Origin of the sequence: Streptomyces sp. NPDC000151, assembly GCF_040301705.1 — a bacterium.
Lineage (GTDB): Bacteria > Actinomycetota > Actinomycetes > Streptomycetales > Streptomycetaceae > Streptomyces.
This window is the reverse complement of sequence record NZ_JBEPFC010000014.1, coordinates 1-15,264: the sequence shown is the minus strand read 5'-3', so window position 1 is coordinate 15,264 and position 15,264 is coordinate 1. Positions and strand designations below refer to the sequence as shown.

The following is a 15,264-nucleotide window of genomic DNA, read 5'->3' as shown; positions in this document are numbered from 1 at the left end:
TCTCCCCAACGGCGGTCCGGATTAAGGGAATTGCGCCAATGGGGCCGTGGGTCGAGGCGCGTTAGCTTTTCCGCGAGAGCCGACGGAAGGAAAAGCCGATGTCCACACTCACGGTCGCGGCGGTGCAGTTCGAACTGCGCCCGGAGAAAGACGCGGAGAGCCTCCTCGGGCATATGGAGTCCCTGGTGGGGCAGGCCGCCGCAGAGGGCGCCGAACTGGTGCTCTTCCCGGAACTTGTCAGCACAGGTCTGCTGGCGGCGATCACCGACCACGAGGTGACGCGGGCGACCGTCTCCGACGACTACTGGAATGTCCTCACGTCGTTCACCGACCGGCTCGTCGAGGGCATGTCCGCGATGGCCCGCCAGTACGCCATCGTCATCGCAGGCGGCAGCCACAACCGACTTTCCGCCGACGGCTCCCTGCGTAACACCGCCTACCTGGTACACCCTGACGGCCGTGTGGAGACTCAGGACAAGACCCACCTGACGCCTCAGGAGCACGAGCTGGGTGCCCGCGGCGGCGACGATCTCCTCATCACGCATGTCGGACCATTCACCGTCGGCGTACTGGTCTGCGCCGACATCCAGTTTCCCGAGCTCTCCCGCCACCTGGTGGACAGCGGCGTGGACCTCATTCTCTGCCCCTCGCTCACCTGGAACCGCCGCGGCGTCCACCGCGTGCGCACCGGTTGCCAGGCGCGCGCCATGGAGAACCAGCTCTACGTCGTCATGTCCCCGCTGATCGGCACCTCGGGCCTGCCGCTGGACGGACCGATGCACGCGGTCGGCCGAGCCCTCGTGGCCGCCCCCGTCGACCGGACGGTGGGCCACAACGACGGGCTGCTGGCCATCGCCGACGGGCCCGCGGAACAACTCGTGCTCGCCACCCTCGACCACGACCTTCTCCTTGCCTCCCGTGCCCGACCAGAGGCACCCGGCCTCGCCCTGCGCCGCCCGGACCTGTACGCCGCTCTCGCCCGGAACGACGCCTGACAGCGCTACCTCACGGTGCCCACCGACCGCCTCTCCGCCTGGAGTATCCGATGACCTTCGCCCCGGTCGTGCTGCCCCAACGCAGCGCCACGAACGAGAAGCCGCACGGCCCCGCCACTATCGAGCACCTCACCGCCGACTGCGGACTGAGTGAACTCGGTACTTACATCATGGAGTTCCACGCCGCAGGACACACCGATCCGTGGACCGTCCGCTACGAGGAGACGATCTACGTCCTCGAAGGCTGCGCACGACTGATCGTCCACGAGAACGGCGGGACACGTGAGGTCACCGCGCACACCGGCGCGCTGATCGTGCTGCCCAAGGGGAGCACAGTCCAGTACGGGGCCCTCATCGGTACCCGCCTGCTGCTGTCGATCTCCCCGGTGAACTGGCAGGAACGGTCATGACCCTGCGCCGCGTCATCGACGCAACTCCCGGTACCCACACCATGATTGGACGACGACAGTGACCACCACTCCCCTTTCCTCCGCACACCCTGCTGTGCGCTACCTCGACGATTTGTCCGTCGGCACATTCTGGGAGACCGGCGGACGCACGGTCACCGAATCCGACGTCGTCACGTTCGGAACGTGGTCGGGCGACATGCACCCCCTCCACACCGACGAGGAGTACGCGCGCCGGAGCGAGTTCGGCGGGCGCGTCTTCCACGGCCCCGGCGCGCTCGCCATGGCCTTCGGCCTGGAAATGCGGCTCGGCTGGAAGGATGGCTCGGCTGTGGCCTTCCTCGGCATCCGTGACTGGAACATGCTGCTTCCTGTGCGTATCGGTGACACCCTTCGGGTCCGCGAGGAGGTGGTGGAGACACGCCCGTCACGCTCCCGGCCGGACCGCGGCATCGTGACCACTCGCATCGATCTCCTCAACCAGCACGGAGACATCTGCCAATCCGGACTGTGGACCGTGATGCTGCTCCGCCGCCCCCAGTAGCCCGCTGATTCTCACCCGAGGGCGTCCACCACACCGGTGGGCGCCCTCTCGGCATCCCTGCCCCGGTCAGCCATGGGCTTCAGCACGACGCTCCACCCTCACCTCTGGTCCTTTTCCTAATGCCTGTTCCGCACAGCCGTCGCTAACGTCCATGGCCATCAACCGGCCAATGGCAGGAGAAGAGTCGATGACGACCTACCGGCACCGCGTCAGATATCACGAAGCGGACGCGCAAGGGTTCCTCTTCAACGGGCGCTATCTGGAGATCGCCGATGTCGCCATGACCGAGTTCTTTCGCGCGCACGGCTACCCCTATCGCGACCTGGTCGCCTCCGGCGTCGACCCGTCCGTCGTCAGCGCCCGGCTCAGCTTCCGAGCACCCGCGCATTTCGACGAGGAACTGGAAGCCCATGTCACCTGCACACGAGTCGGCACATCGAGCTTCACCTTGGTCACTCGCGTCACCCGCGACAGCACAGTCCTCACTGACATGGAGCTCGTCTACGTCAACGTCGACCCGGCCACCGGCAGCGCACGCCCGCTCACTGGCGACGTAGCCACCGCACTGCGCGCGGCGGTCCCCGCTCAGCATGCGGCCCCCACTCCGTCGTGACCTCACCGCACCAGAGGGAGATACCCAATGAAGGCTGAACAACCATAGCGCGGCCCGGAGCAGCGCATCGAGTTCCGCAAACGATGTCTGCGAGTCGACGACATCAGTGTCGTGGACCGGCCCATGCTCCGACGTTCCCTGCTCGGAACCTCCGTGGGGACCGTGATGGAGTGGTTCGACATCGGGGTCTTCGGCTACCTCATCACCACTATGGGACCTGTCTTCCTCCCTGGCACCGATCCCACAACTCAGACGCTGTTCCTCTTCGGTACCTTTGCCTCGACCTTCGTCGCCCGCCCGGTCGGCGGGATGTTCTACGGATGGCTCGGCGACCGGATCGGCCGCCGCGCGGCACTGGCTTCCACGCTCAGTCTCATCGCAGCATCCACCTTTCTCATCGGCCTACTGCCGGGCCACGACCGGATCGGCGCCTGGGCCGCTGTTCTGCTGGTCGTACTCAAGATCACGCAGGGTTTCTCTGCCGGCGGCGAGTACGCCGGTGGTGCCACCTTCGTCTGCGAGTACGCGCCTGACCGCCACCGAGGCTTCTACAGCGGGTTCATGGGCAGCAGCTATCTCGGCTTCGCACTCGGCGCCGGCGTCGTCACCGGCCTCGAACTGCTCCTCGGCCACGCGGCGATGGAGTCCTACGGCTGGCGCATTCCCTTCCTCCTGGCGGGGCCACTCGGCCTGATCGCGCTTTACCTGCGTTTCCGAGTCGAGGAGTCTCCGGCATTCCGCGCCGTCCGCGTCGCGCAGGAACACGTCGACCCGGCGCACCCGACCAAGGTCGGCCCGTTGCACGTCCTCCGCTCCCACGGCTACCTGGTACTCGCCGGCATCGGCGTCGTGGCCGCGGAGAACATCGTCGCGTACGCCCTCACCTCGTACATGCCGACGTATCTGACCACGTCACTGGAGTTCAGTCAGGCCCAGGGAACCCTGCTCACCTTCCCGCTGCTGCTGGCCACCGGTCTGTTCGTACCGCTCGGTGGAGCCATCTCCGACCGAGTGGGCCGACGGCCGATCCTGTGGGCCGCATCCACGATCGCCTTCCTCTCCGCCGTCCCAGCCTTCTACCTGATGCGTCTCGGAGGTGTGTGGACCGCTGTGCCCGGGCTCGCTCTGCTCGCTCTCGCCGCAGGGTTGAGCTCGGCGGGCCTGGCCTCCGCCCTCCCCGCACAGTTCCCCACTGCATCGCGAGCAAGTGGCATGGGGCTCTCGTACAACATCGCCGCCGCAGCCTTCGGGGGAACGACACCGTTCGTGCTCGACGCCCTTGTGTCAGGGACGGGCAGCGCCATGATGCCGGCCTATTACGTCATGGCTGCCGCCGCCGTCGGCTGCGTCTCGGTCTGCTTCCTCAAGGAAACGGCGCGCCGCCCCCTTCCCGGCTCAATGCCACGAGTAGGCACGAGCGCCGAGGCACATATGCTCGTCGAGGGGCACCCGCGAGACTCCCTGCTGGACTTCGACGCTTTGCCCCTTCCGACCGTCCCCTTCCTCGTAACAGAGGAGGGCCACGCCACCGAACTGGTCCCCGAGGACCCGCGCGTCGTAGAAGCCATCCAGAAACAGCGGATTTCAACGGCCCCGACTCAGCTCCAGACCCGATGGGAGCGCGGGGAGCAGAAGAGCGCTCCCAAGTTGCTCCCAAACACGCGCCAGGGGCCATCCGAAGATGGCCCCTGAGCTGCGGGAAAACCCGACATTGCTGTCGGGACGACAGGATTTGAACCTGCGACCCCTTGACCCCCAGTCAAGTGCGCTACCAAGCTGCGCCACGTCCCGGTGCCGGGCCGGCTCGGGAATCCCCGGGCGGCCGTGCACGAGAACAATACCCCATGTCAGAGGGTGCGCGCTGCGGGATAGCGGGAGGGGTGGGTGGGGCGGCCGGGGCGGGATGAGTAGGCGTACTCATGTGGCGCGGGTCACCGGGCGGCACGCTACTGCTCATGAGCACACCATCCATTCAGCGTCCGACGACGACCGCCTTCTTCGTGCAGGCGGCCGTTTCCTTCGGGCTGTCGCTCGTGGCCCTGGTCATCGGGATCGCCAAGCTGCCCGTCGGGGCGTGGGAGCGCGGCTTTCTCGCGCTCGGGCTCGTCTTCGTGGTGTCGTCGGCCTTCACGCTGGCGAAGTGCATCCGTGACCGGCAGGAGGTCGTGGAGGTGACCAACCGGGTGGACAAGGCCCGGATCGACAAGCTGCTGATCGAGCAGGATGTGTTCAAGCCCGGTGTCTGATCGATCGACCTTGTACGCACGCTCAATGCCCCTCGGTACCAGACGCCTCACGGGTGATGCTCATCGTCCTTGACCTCAAGTTTGGTTGAGGTTGCAGAGTGGTCGGCATGACAGATGTGATGACCGACCTCACGACGGAACGGGCCGGGTACGCGCCGCTTCCGTACGACCGGCTTGCGTACCTCATGGGCCTGATGACGGGCGACGAGAAGCACGGGCCCGCGGCGACCTCCACGCTCGACGCGCTCTGGGTGCTCTACGACCGGGTGCTGCGGGTGACCCCGGAGACGGCCGGGGCGCAGGACCGGGACCGGTTCCTGTTGTCCAAGGGGCACGGGCCGATGGCGTACTACGCGGTGCTCGCCGCGAAGGGGTTCTTCCCGGTGGAGTGGCTGCCCGGGTTCGGTGGGTACGACTCGCCGCTGGGACACCACCCGGACCGGCTGCTCGTACCGGGCGCGGAGATCGGCAGCGGGTCGCTGGGGCACGGGCTGCCGCTCGCGGTGGGTACCGCGCTCGGGCTGCGGGCGCAGGGGCTGACCGGGCCCGCGGTATGGGTGCTGATCGGCGACGCCGAGCTGGACGAGGGCAGTAACCACGAGGCGATTGCTTACGCGGGGCCGGCCGGACTGGACCGGCTGCACACGATCGTGCTGGACAACTCGTCGGCGTCGTACCCGAGGGACGGTGGCATCGCCGCGCGGTTCGAGGCGGCGGGGTGGTCCACGCGTACGGTCGACGGGCGGGACCACGACGCGCTGTACGCGGCGTACACCGCGCCGCATCCGGGACGGCCGCACGCCGTCGTCGCCCGCGTCGAGTCGAAGGAGGCATGAGCCATGGACACCATGCGGGAACGCTTCGCCACGGTCGCCTCACGGCTGCTGGACGACGATCCGCGGCTGGCCGTCGTGCTCGCCGAGATCGGCAAGGACGGCTTCCGAGCGGCGCTGGACCGGCACCCGGACCGGGTGCTGAATGTGGGGATCAGGGAGCAGCTGCTGGTCGGCGTGGGCGGCGGGCTGGCGCTGACCGGTATGCGGCCGATCGTGCACACCTTTGCCAGTTTTCTGGTCGAGCGGCCCTTCGAGCAGGTGAAGCTGGACTTCGGGCATCAGGGGGTGGGTGGCGTACTGGTCAGCGCCGGTGGGTCGTACGACTGGCCGGCGGGTGGCTTCACCCATATGGCGCCCGGTGATGTGGCACTGATGGACACGCTGGACGGGTGGACCGTGCATGTGCCGGGGCATCCGGACGAGGCGGAGGCGCTGCTGCGGCACGCCGCGGCGGCCGGTGACGACAAGGTGTACGTACGGCTGTCCGTGCAGACCAACGAGGCGGCGCGGGCGGTGGACGGGCAGCGGTTCCTGACGGTGCGCGAGGGGCGGGCGGGGACCGTCGTCGCGGTCGGGCCGATGCTGGACAATGTGCTGGCGGCGACCGAGGGGCTGGACGTCACGGTGCTGTACGCCACGACCGTACGGCCCTTCGACGGCGCGGCGCTGCGGGCGGCGGTCGGGGCGGGGGACGCGGCGAACGTCGTACTGGTCGAGCCGTATCTGGCGGGCACGTCGGCGGCGGCCGCGGGCGAGGCGCTGCAGGACATCCCGCACCGGGTGCTGGGCCTCGGTGTACGGCGCCAGGAGCTGCGCCGATACGGGGACATGGCGGCGCATCTGGCGGCGCATGGGCTGGATGCGGGGGCGCTGCGGGGGCGGATCGCTGGCTTCGTCGGCGGCTGAGGAGGCAGGGCCCCTCCCTCTCCCCAATGCCGGGAGAGACGATGACGACGGCCCCTCCCCCACCCCCGCCACTCAGTCACGCACTCACGAACTTGCGCACTCACGAACGTAGCGCTCCCCACTGACAATCGGCCCCCAGCGCCCGCCCGCCGCCGTCACACGTGCTTGCCGAGCCACGCCAGCAGGTCCTGCCGCACCTCCTCCCGGTTCGTCTCGTTGAGGATCTCGTGGCGGGCGTTCGGGTACGCCTTCCAGGTCAGGTCCTCGGTGCCCAGGTAGCGGAAGTCCTCCAGGAGTTCGTAGACCAGCGTCATCCGCTGGTTGCAGGGGTCCTGGTCGCCGACCGCGAGGTGGACGGGCAGGTCGCGGGGCGTGCGGGCCAGGTTGGCCGGGTCGTTGACCTTGCGGGCCGCGCGTACCCAGTCCAGCGCGAGCCCGGCGCAGAAGGGGAAGCCGCAGTCCTCGTCGGCCACGTAGGCGTCGACCTCGGCCTCGTCCCGAGAGAGCCATTCGAAGCCGGTGCGGTGCGGATAAGGATCGTTGAACGAGCCGAAGAGGCGCGGGATGAAGTCGGAGAGCGCGGTGCGCCCGCGCTCCGCCGCCTCGGCCTCCAGCGCGGCGATCGAGCCCTCGATCTCGGCGCCGGGCAGCGTGCGGAAGGTGCCCGAGAGGATGAGTCCGGAGAGCCCGTCGGCGTACTCCTGGGCGTAGTCGCGGGCGAGCATCGAGCCCATGCTGTGGCCGAGCAGCACGAGGGGCACTCCGGGGTGCAGCCCGCGCGCCGTGTCGCCGACGGCCTTGAGGTCGTCGACGATGCGGCGCCAGGCGTCCTCGCCGACGACGCCGCGGCCGCCGGTGGACAGGGCGGTGGCGCCGTGCCCGCGGTGGTCGGAGGCGACGACGCCGTAGCCGTGCCCGGCCAGGAAGCGGGCGAAGCGGTCGTAGCGGCGGGCGTGTTCGGCGGCGCCGTGCGCGATCTGCACCAGGGCGTGCGGCCGGCCCGTTTCGGGGAGCCAGGTGTAGGTGGCCACTCGGGTGCCGTCGGGCGCCTCGTGGAAGTCCTGCTGCATGGCGTCGTCTCCTGACTGCTGACGCGGGTGGGCTGAGCGGTCCGGGATACCTTCTCGTCCAGGGACGGGACGCGCCAAGAGGCGACGCGACGCGGTGTTGACCTTTCGGGTCCGGTGCGTGGAAAGATCGGCGGGTTCCTGACCGGTTGTGCACCACACGTATCCCCTGTCGTAGGAGGACCGTTGGACACCACGGACAGTTCCCCGGGCGCCACCGCCGCCCCCTTCCCCTTCTCCCGCCGCCGTTTCCTGCAGAGCACCGCGACGGCCGCGGCCGCGGTGGGCCTGGTGGGCGTGCCCGTGCCGGCCACCGCCCGGGCCGCCGACCCCCTCTCCTTCACCGCCGCCACCAACGGCGCCGCCACCCTCGCCCCCGATGGCGAGCGGCTGATCGCGGAGATCCAGAACGTGCTGTGGTCCGTGCCGCGCTCGGGCGGTACGGCGACGGCGCTCACCCCGCCCCTCCTGGAGCCGACCCGCCCGGTCTTCTCTCCCGACGGCTCCCGGCTGGCGGTCTGCGCGTATCAGGGCGGCGGCTTCCACCTCTGGACGCTCGCCCCGGACGGCTCGGCGCTGCGCCAGGTGACCGAGGGGCCGTGGGACGACCGGGGGCCCGCCTGGTCGCCGGACGGCACCCGGATCGCCTTCGCCTCGGAGCGCGGCGGTGACCCGGTGGCCGGCAGCCCGTACCGGATCTGGGTACTGGAGCTCGCGAGCGGGAAGCTGACGCGGGTCACGGGGGTGCCGGGCCAGGAGGGTCCGCACCAGGGCGGTGCGTGGGAGGACTTCGACCCGGTGTGGGCGCCGGACGGCGCGCGCCTCTGGTTCGTCCGCGGCCGGGTGGCGGGGACCGCGCTGGAGTCCCGTACGGTCGCGTCCGTGCCGGCGGACGGGCGCGGCCCAGTGGTCACCGAGCACACGGAGACGGCCGCCGCGCAGGTCATGGTGCCGGCGCTGTCGCCCGCCGGGCGGCTCGCCTACGTGCGCACCACCGCGGCCCCGGGGCCCACGTGCACGCTCGTCGTGGACGGCGCCGCGGTGCCGGTCGACGGGGACGTGATGCCCGTACCGCCGCGCTGGGTCTCGCGCGAGGAGCTGCTGGTGACCGTGGGCGGGCAGTTCACCCTCGTACGGCCGGAGCGGCCGGACGCCGCCGAGACCATCCCGTTCGCCGCGGCGATGCCGGTGGAGCGGCCGCGGTACCGGGTCAAGGACTACGGCTTCGAGCGGGACGGCGCGCGCCCGGTGCGCGGCGTCCACCTGCCGGCGCTCTCCCCCGACGGCCGCCGCTTCGCCTTCGCCGCGCTCAACGGGCTGTGGGTGGCACCCACTTCGGGTGGCGCGCCGCGCCGCGTCGTGAAGACGGGTCCGACGCGGTACCTCCTGGCGCCGTCCTGGACCCGGGACGGCCGGGCACTGGTGTACGCGGACGACCGGGACGGGCTGTACGCGGTGCGCCGCCGGGAGGTGGCCACGGGTGAGGAGCGCGTGCTCACGGAGGGCGGCCGGGTGCATCCGGCGCTCTCCCCCGACGGGCGGCGGCTGGCCGCGCTGGACATGGCGGGGAACCTCGTGGTGCGGGACCTCGACGCCGGTACGGAGCGGAAGCTGGCGGCGCCGCTCGGCGGGGGCGGACTGCCGGGGCGGCCCAGCTGGTCGCCGGACGGCCGGTACCTCGCGCTCTGCGACCGCAACCGGCTCAACCAGCGCTTCCGCGAGGGCTACAACCTCATCCGGGTGGTGGACACCGCCTCGGGAGCGAGCCGGCTGCACGCGGCCGGGGAGCATGTGTCGCTCTCCGACCGCTACGGCTCCGGGCCTGTGTGGTCGCCCGATGGGCGGTGGCTGGCGCTGGTCGCCGAGTCCGCGCTGTGGCTGCTGCCGGTGCGGCCCGACGGCACCCCGGACGGCGCGCCGCGGCAGCTCACGGAGGAGCCGGCGGACCATCCGTCCTGGTCGGGCGATTCCCGTACGCTGCTCTATCTCTCGGCCGGGCGGCTGCGGCTGGTCGACGCGGCCGGTGGGGCGCCGCGTACGGTACCGCTGCGGCTGGACCACCGGCGCGCGCCGACGGCGGACACGGTCGTGCACGCGGGCCGGTTCTGGGACGGCGTGGGCGAAGGCGTACGGGACGACGTGGACGTGGTGATCCGGGACGGGCGGATCGCGGCGGTGTCGCCGCACCGTGCCGGGCGCCGCGCGGCCCACCGGGTGGACGCCTCCGAGCGCACGGTGATCCCCGGCCTGTGGGACTCCCACACCCACCCCTGGCAGCTGACGTACGGAGGGCGGCAGACCGCGCTGCAGCTGGCGTACGGGATCACCACGGCGGTGTCGTTCGGCGGCTTCTCGTACGAGCAGGCGCGGCTGCGCGAGGCGGTCGCCGCCGGGGTGCTCGCCGGGCCGCGGCTGATCAGCTGCGGGGAGCTGCTGGACGGGGCGCGAGTGGCGTACAGCATGGGGCGCGCCCACCGGACGCGCGCGGGGCTGCGCCGGTCGCTGGCTCGGGGTGCGGCGCTGGACTGGGACTTCGTGAAGACGTATGTCCGGGCGCCGGGCTGGATCATGCAGGAGGCGGCGGAGTTCGCGCACGAGCGGCTGGGCGTGCGGTCCGGCAGCCATCTGCTGACGCCGGGTGTGCAGTTGGGGCAGGATCTGACGACTCATCTGCAGGCGACGCAGCGGCTGGAGTTCGGGCACGCGACGTCTGCTGCGGCCCGTACGTACAGCGATGTGCTGGAGGTGTACACCGGGACCGACTTCCATCTGGTCGCCACGCCCTTCACGGCGGGGGTGCTGCTGGGCGCCGATCCGGGGCTCGCGGACGATCCGCGGGTGACGACGCTGATGCCGCCGTGGGACGTGGCGCTGGTCGAGGAGGACGCGGCGCACCGGCCGACGGAGACGCAGCTGGCGGACGTTGCCCGGGAGACGGCCTTTTACCGGCGGGTGCTGGCGAAGGGCGGGCTGGTCGCGCTGGGTACGGACGCGCCGTTGATGCCGATCGGGCTGTCGCTGCACCTGGCGCTGCGCGCGCTGCACGGCTCGGGGCTGACCGTCGCGCAGACGCTGCGCACGGCGACGGCGCTGCCGGCCCGGGTGTTCGGGTGCGAGCGGGATCTGGGGACGCTGGAGGTGGGCAGGCTCGCGGATCTGACTCTCGTGGACGGCGATCCGTTCCGCGATTTCGACTCGCTGGTCCGCACGACGGGTGTGCTGCGGGGCGGTCGGCTGTACGAACAGGCCGACTTGGTGGGCGCGTTCGCGGCGGCCCGGCCGCATACGGCCCGGACGGCCGGAGCGGAGGACTGGCGGGCGGTGGGCCGGCAGCTCCGGCGGGACTCCTGCTGCGGGCCCGACCACTGACCGTACGAAGGACCACCGGGCGTACGAGGGGGGGGAGGCGTCGGGTGGCGCGGGCGGCGTGCGCAGGCGTACGGCACCGGCAGAACGTCGCCCGCCGCCACCTGTCCCGCCCTCGATCCGCCGGGGCGAGTGGCGTACGTGCGTGCGCTACGCCTTCAACGGGTGACGAGACCACGATGAAATTCGGTCACACGTACCCACTCGACGAGCAACTCTGATCACTCCTGCCTCAGTTCTGCATTTCCGCATGTGACACCCCCTCGGGGTGGTGAAGGATCAATGCGCACTCCATTGTCTTCGCATAAATGCGGTGAGTAGAGGTTTTATGCGTCCTGTGCCAGGTATGCCAACGGGTATTGCACTCGGGGTAACCGCAGAACAACTGTCCGGATTCGATCGAGGAATGACACGTACCGGATGACGCAGAGCTACTAGCACGGACGCATCGCGGAGGAGGGCTCGTCTTGCATCGCTACTTCACCGACCAGCGGCATGAGGCACTCCGGCACAGGGTGCGCGACTTCGCCGAGCGCGAAGTGCGCCCCCTCATAGCAGAGATGGAGGCAAGCCGTTCCGTTTGCCATGCCCTGTCGCGCCGGATCGCCCGCCAGGGGTGGATAGGCGCGACCGTCGAGCGCGGTTATGGCGGCATGGGGGCCGGGCACGTGGCCAAGACGGTGATCATCGAGGAGCTGTCCCGGGTCAGCGCCGCCATGGGCGCGATGGTGCAGGCGTCCCAGCTCGGCGTCGCGAAGATCATCCATTTCGGCAGCGAGGAGCAGAAGAAGACCTGGCTGCCCGCCATCGCCGCGGGCGAGTGCCTGCCGACCATCGCGGTTACCGAGCCGCACTCCGGCGGTCATGTGCTCGGCATGACCAGCAGCGCGGTCCGCGACGGCGACGACTACATCCTCAACGGCCGCAAAATATACGTCGGCAACAGCCACGTCGGCGATCTGCACGGCGTCGTCGTGCGCACCGGCGAGGGCTCGCACGGCCTCTCGGCCTTCCTCGTGGAGCACGACCGCCCCGGCTTCCGGGTCGGCCCACAGGCGGCCACGATGGGCCTGCACGGCTTCAGCTTCGGCGAGCTGTTCTTCGACAACTGCCGGGTCCCAGCGGCGAATCTCCTCGGCCGGGAGGGCGACGGACTGGCCGTCGCCTACTCCTCGAGCGTGCTGTACGGCCGGCCGAACCTCACCGCCGTCTCCCTCGGCATCCACCAGGCGGTCCTGGAGGAGACCGCACGGTTCTGCGCGGAGCGGCACCGGTACGGCAAGCCGCTGCACGCGCTGACCAACATCAAGCTCAAGCTGGGCCGGATCCAGTCCCGGCTGCTGACCGCGCGGCTCGCGGCCTACCACGCGGTGCATCTGCTGGACCGGGGTGAGAGCTGCGACGCGGAGCTGATGAACGCGAAGCTCGTCAACGTCGAGTCGGCGATCGAGTCGGCGCGCGACGCGATGGACATCCACGCCGCGTGCGGGCTGTTCACCGACCGCCCGGTGGAGCGCTATCTGCGGGACGCGCACCACATCTTCGCGCCGGCCGGCACCTCCGACATCCAGCTGCTGCGGCTGGGCGAGCTGGCCCTGGGCACGGCGCACGGCGAATGGTCCACGAGGCTGGCGGACCGGGTCCGTACGGAGGACCGCATGGAGGAGTACGACCACCACCACGCGTACGCGGGAGCGGGCCTGCTTACCGGGTGACCCAACAGGACTTACCGCGGGAGAGCCCACGCAACGGGCCGGTGGGGCCTCGCTGTCACAGCGAGGCCCCACCGGCCCGTCGGCCTGTCAGCGCGATTGTTCACAGCCCGTCCGCCCGCTCCCGCTCCATCCGGTGGATCTGGTCGACCAGCCGGGACGCCATGGACTTGATGGTGTCCAGGCCCTCGCGGCCCCACGGGCGCGGTTCGAGGTCCACGACGCACACGGTGCCGAGCGCCATGCCCGTACGGTCGATCAGCGGCGCGCCGAGGTAGGAGCGGATGCCGATCTCGTCGACGACCGGATTGCCGGCGAACCGCGGGTAGTCACAGACGTCCTCCAGGACCAGGGCCTTGCGGCGGACGATGACGTGCGGGCAGTAGCCGTGGTCGCGGGCCATCACCCGGCCCGGCTGCGCGCTGGCCGGCGCGGGCCCCAGCTCGACCGGCGCCTGCTCCTCGGCGGGGGTGTAGAGGCCGGCGAAGTACTGCCGGTGCTCGTCGATGAAGTTGACCATAGCGTACGGGGCCTGGGTGGTCCGGGCGAGGTTGCGCGCGAAGTCGTCGAAGGCGGGCAGCGGGGCCTCGCCGATGCCGAGCGTACGCAGCCGGGCGACCCGCGCCGGCGCCTCGTCGTCGTCGGGCGTCAGCAGCAGATGCCGGGTGGGGTCATAAGTGGGTGCGGGCAGGCGGGACGCGGGCCGGTTCATGGCAGCTCCGTTGCGAAAGCGGGGGTCAGTAGGTGCTGGACGAGGGAGACCAGGACGTTGGTCGCGGAACTGCAGTGCCGGGCGTCGCACAGCACGACCGGGGTGCTGGGCGAGAGGTCTATGGCGGCGCGCACCTCGTCCGGTTCGTAGTGGAAAGAGCCGTCGAACTGGTTGACCGCGACGATGAATTCGATGCCGCGGCGCTCGAAGAAGTCGACGGCGGCGAAGCAGTCCTCCAGGCGCCGGGTGTCGGCGAGGACCACGGCGCCGAGCGCGCCGGCCGACAGCTCGTCCCACATGAACCAGAAGCGCTGCTGGCCGGGCGTGCCGAAGAGGTACAGCACGTGGTCGGTGCTGACGGTGATCCGCCCGAAGTCCATCGCGACGGTGGTGGTGGTCTTCTGCTCGACCCCGTCCAGGCAGTCGGTGCCGACGCTGACCTGGGTGAGGAGTTCTTCCGTGCACAGCGGTTCGATCTCGCTGACGGCGCCGACGAAGGTGGTCTTGCCGACCCCGAAGCCGCCCGCGACGAGGATCTTCAGGGCGGACGGGAAGGGGTCGCCCTCGGGGGTGGTCTCCGGGGCGTACGGATTCACAGTACTGGTCGTTTCAAAGACGCTGTCGGAGTCCATGCAGCACCGCCTCCAGGAGGGCTCGGTCGGTACGGGGCGACGGGCCTTGCGGAGTCTGCGCGGGGGCCCGGGCGGTGAGGGCTCCGCAGTCCACGAGGTCGGCGAGGAGCACCTTGGTGACCACCGCCGGCAGCCGTATGTGCGCGGCGACCTCGGCCACCGAGACCGGGCCGCCGCACAGACCGAGGACCTGCATGTGGTCCGGGCCCTGACACGTCACCGGCCGCTTGCCGGTGGCCATCACCATCGTCAGCAGATCGAAGTGCGCGGTCGGGCGGGTCCGTCCGTTGCTGACGGTGTACGGACGGACCAGGCGGCCGGCCTCGTCGTCGATCCAGAGCGGCTCCGACCCCTGCCGTCGCCGGCGACGTACCGCCATGTTCAGTGCCTGCCCGCCTGCGCCTGGTGCCGCGCGGGCGTGGCGAGGTACGGCTTGACGCTCTTGACCAGCATGCCCATCTCGTAGCCGAGGACGGCGACGTCGGCCTCACGGGAGGCGAGCACGGCGAGGTTGGCGCCGGAGCCCGCGGTGGAGACGAAGAGCAGGGTGGACTCCAGCTCGACGACGACCTGGAGGACGTCGTCGCCGTCACCGAAGCGGACGCCGGCGCTGCGGGCCAGGCTGTACAGGCCGGAGGCGAGCGCGGCCATGTGGTCGGCGCTGTCGGGCTCGAAGCCGTGTGCGGCCTTGACCAGCCCGTCGGAGGAGAGCAGCAGGGCGCTGCGGGCGTGCGGTACGCGCTGGACGAGTCCGGTCAGCAGCCAGGACAGGTCCGTAGTCGGCCGGCCGCCGTGTCGCTGGGGCTGTACGTGAACGTCACTCACCATGGTTCTGGTCGTCTCCTCGGTGGCGGCTCGGGGATGGGCCGTTGCCGGTGTTGTCGTACGGGGCGCCGCTGTCGTAAGCGGCGCTGTCGTAGGCGCTGTTGCTGTCGTAGGCGGTGCCCCGGTCCGCGGCCGCGTCGTAGGTGTCGTCGGCGCGGGTGATGCCGCGCCGGAAGGCGGCCATCAGGTTCGGGTCGTGCTCGGGCTCGGGGCGCCCCGCAGTGCGGGTGCCGCCGGGCGGGGTGGGGTCGGCGCGCAGTTCGGGGACGAGGTGCTCCTGCTTGCGGCGGCGCGGCAGCCGGGGGCGGTCGCCGGTGGTCACGGGCGGGGCGGGGGGCAGGACGACGGGGCCGGGGGCGGTCTCGGGCCCCGGGGCCGCGGCGGCGGTGGGAGCGTCCGCTGC

At 70.7% G+C, this 15,264-nt stretch carries 15 protein-coding genes, 1 tRNA gene and 1 pseudogene; 10 read left to right on the top strand and 7 right to left on the bottom strand.

The window, feature by feature from the left end:
• The first annotated feature begins 98 nt into the window (after positions 1-98).
• The 5 genes from ABT381_RS06975 to ABT381_RS06955 all read left to right on the top strand — a co-directional run bounded on the left by ABT381_RS06975 (position 99) and on the right by ABT381_RS06955 (position 4,251).
• Entirely contained in the window at positions 99-995 is an 897-nt protein-coding gene (locus tag ABT381_RS06975; protein WP_351588882.1) for a nitrilase-related carbon-nitrogen hydrolase, read from the top strand.
• A 50-nt stretch (positions 996-1,045) separates the two neighbouring features.
• Positions 1,046-1,405 (top strand): EutQ-related cupin domain-containing protein, encoded by a 360-nt coding sequence (locus ABT381_RS06970; RefSeq protein WP_351588879.1) that lies wholly within the window; start codon positions 1,046-1,048, stop codon positions 1,403-1,405.
• A gap of 94 nt (positions 1,406-1,499) precedes the next feature.
• Positions 1,500-1,946 (top strand): MaoC/PaaZ C-terminal domain-containing protein, encoded by a 447-nt coding sequence (locus tag ABT381_RS06965; RefSeq protein WP_351588876.1) that lies wholly within the window; start codon positions 1,500-1,502, stop codon positions 1,944-1,946.
• Between the two features lie 187 nt (positions 1,947-2,133).
• Entirely contained in the window at positions 2,134-2,559 is a 426-nt protein-coding gene (locus tag ABT381_RS06960; protein WP_351588873.1) for an acyl-CoA thioesterase, read from the top strand.
• A gap of 123 nt (positions 2,560-2,682) precedes the next feature.
• Complete coding sequence (locus ABT381_RS06955) at positions 2,683-4,251, top strand: MFS transporter (protein WP_351588870.1); 1,569 nt, start codon at positions 2,683-2,685, stop codon at positions 4,249-4,251.
• Between the two features lie 25 nt (positions 4,252-4,276).
• Here ABT381_RS06955 and ABT381_RS06950 read toward each other — a convergent pair.
• Positions 4,277-4,350, bottom strand: a tRNA-Pro gene (locus ABT381_RS06950).
• A gap of 164 nt (positions 4,351-4,514) precedes the next feature.
• On the opposite strand from ABT381_RS06950, the gene ABT381_RS06945 reads away from it, so the two are divergent.
• From ABT381_RS06945 to ABT381_RS06935, 3 genes are all read left to right on the top strand, one after another.
• The gene (locus ABT381_RS06945) at positions 4,515-4,805 is read left to right on the top strand and encodes a YiaA/YiaB family inner membrane protein (protein ID WP_351588867.1); all 291 of its coding nucleotides are present in this window, start codon (positions 4,515-4,517) and stop codon (positions 4,803-4,805) included.
• Positions 4,806-4,924: 119 nt separating this feature from the next.
• Positions 4,925-5,641, top strand: a complete 717-nt coding sequence (locus ABT381_RS06940) for a thiamine pyrophosphate-binding protein (protein ID WP_502965699.1) — start codon at positions 4,925-4,927, stop codon at positions 5,639-5,641.
• Between the two features lie 3 nt (positions 5,642-5,644).
• A complete protein-coding gene (locus ABT381_RS06935) occupies positions 5,645-6,547 on the top strand; it encodes a transketolase family protein (RefSeq protein WP_351588861.1) in 903 nt (300 codons plus the stop codon).
• A gap of 155 nt (positions 6,548-6,702) precedes the next feature.
• Here the strand turns inward: ABT381_RS06935 and ABT381_RS06930 are convergent, their stop codons facing one another.
• Positions 6,703-7,617 (bottom strand): alpha/beta fold hydrolase, encoded by a 915-nt coding sequence (locus tag ABT381_RS06930; protein ID WP_351588858.1) that lies wholly within the window; start codon positions 7,615-7,617, stop codon positions 6,703-6,705.
• A 183-nt stretch (positions 7,618-7,800) separates the two neighbouring features.
• Here ABT381_RS06930 and ABT381_RS06925 point away from each other — a divergent pair, with 183 nt between their 5' ends.
• Together ABT381_RS06925 and ABT381_RS06920 are read left to right on the top strand one after the other, a co-directional pair.
• Entirely contained in the window at positions 7,801-10,983 is a 3,183-nt protein-coding gene (locus ABT381_RS06925; RefSeq protein ID WP_351588855.1) for an amidohydrolase family protein, read from the top strand.
• Between the two features lie 464 nt (positions 10,984-11,447).
• On the top strand, positions 11,448-12,695 hold the full coding sequence (locus tag ABT381_RS06920; RefSeq protein ID WP_351588852.1) for an acyl-CoA dehydrogenase family protein: 1,248 nt from the start codon (positions 11,448-11,450) through the stop codon (positions 12,693-12,695).
• A 100-nt stretch (positions 12,696-12,795) separates the two neighbouring features.
• Here the strand turns inward: ABT381_RS06920 and ABT381_RS06915 are convergent, their stop codons facing one another.
• From ABT381_RS06915 to ABT381_RS06895, 5 genes and pseudogenes are all read right to left on the bottom strand, one after another.
• Entirely contained in the window at positions 12,796-13,404 is a 609-nt protein-coding gene (locus ABT381_RS06915) for a GAF domain-containing protein (protein WP_351588849.1), read from the bottom strand.
• Positions 13,401-14,036, bottom strand: coding sequence for a GTP-binding protein (locus ABT381_RS06910; protein ID WP_351588846.1), 636 nt, complete (start codon positions 14,034-14,036; stop codon positions 13,401-13,403). Before ABT381_RS06910 ends, ABT381_RS06915 begins: the two co-directional genes overlap by 4 nt.
• On the bottom strand, positions 14,014-14,415 hold the full coding sequence (locus tag ABT381_RS06905; RefSeq protein WP_351588843.1) for a DUF742 domain-containing protein: 402 nt from the start codon (positions 14,413-14,415) through the stop codon (positions 14,014-14,016). The genes ABT381_RS06910 and ABT381_RS06905 overlap by 23 nt, the downstream gene beginning before the upstream one ends.
• A 2-nt stretch (positions 14,416-14,417) precedes the next feature.
• On the bottom strand, positions 14,418-14,864 hold the full coding sequence (locus tag ABT381_RS06900; RefSeq protein WP_351588840.1) for a roadblock/LC7 domain-containing protein: 447 nt from the start codon (positions 14,862-14,864) through the stop codon (positions 14,418-14,420).
• Positions 14,854-15,264 (bottom strand): annotated as a pseudogene (locus ABT381_RS06895) (ATP-binding protein); the annotation flags it as partial. The pseudogene ABT381_RS06895 and the gene ABT381_RS06900, both read right to left, overlap by 11 nt.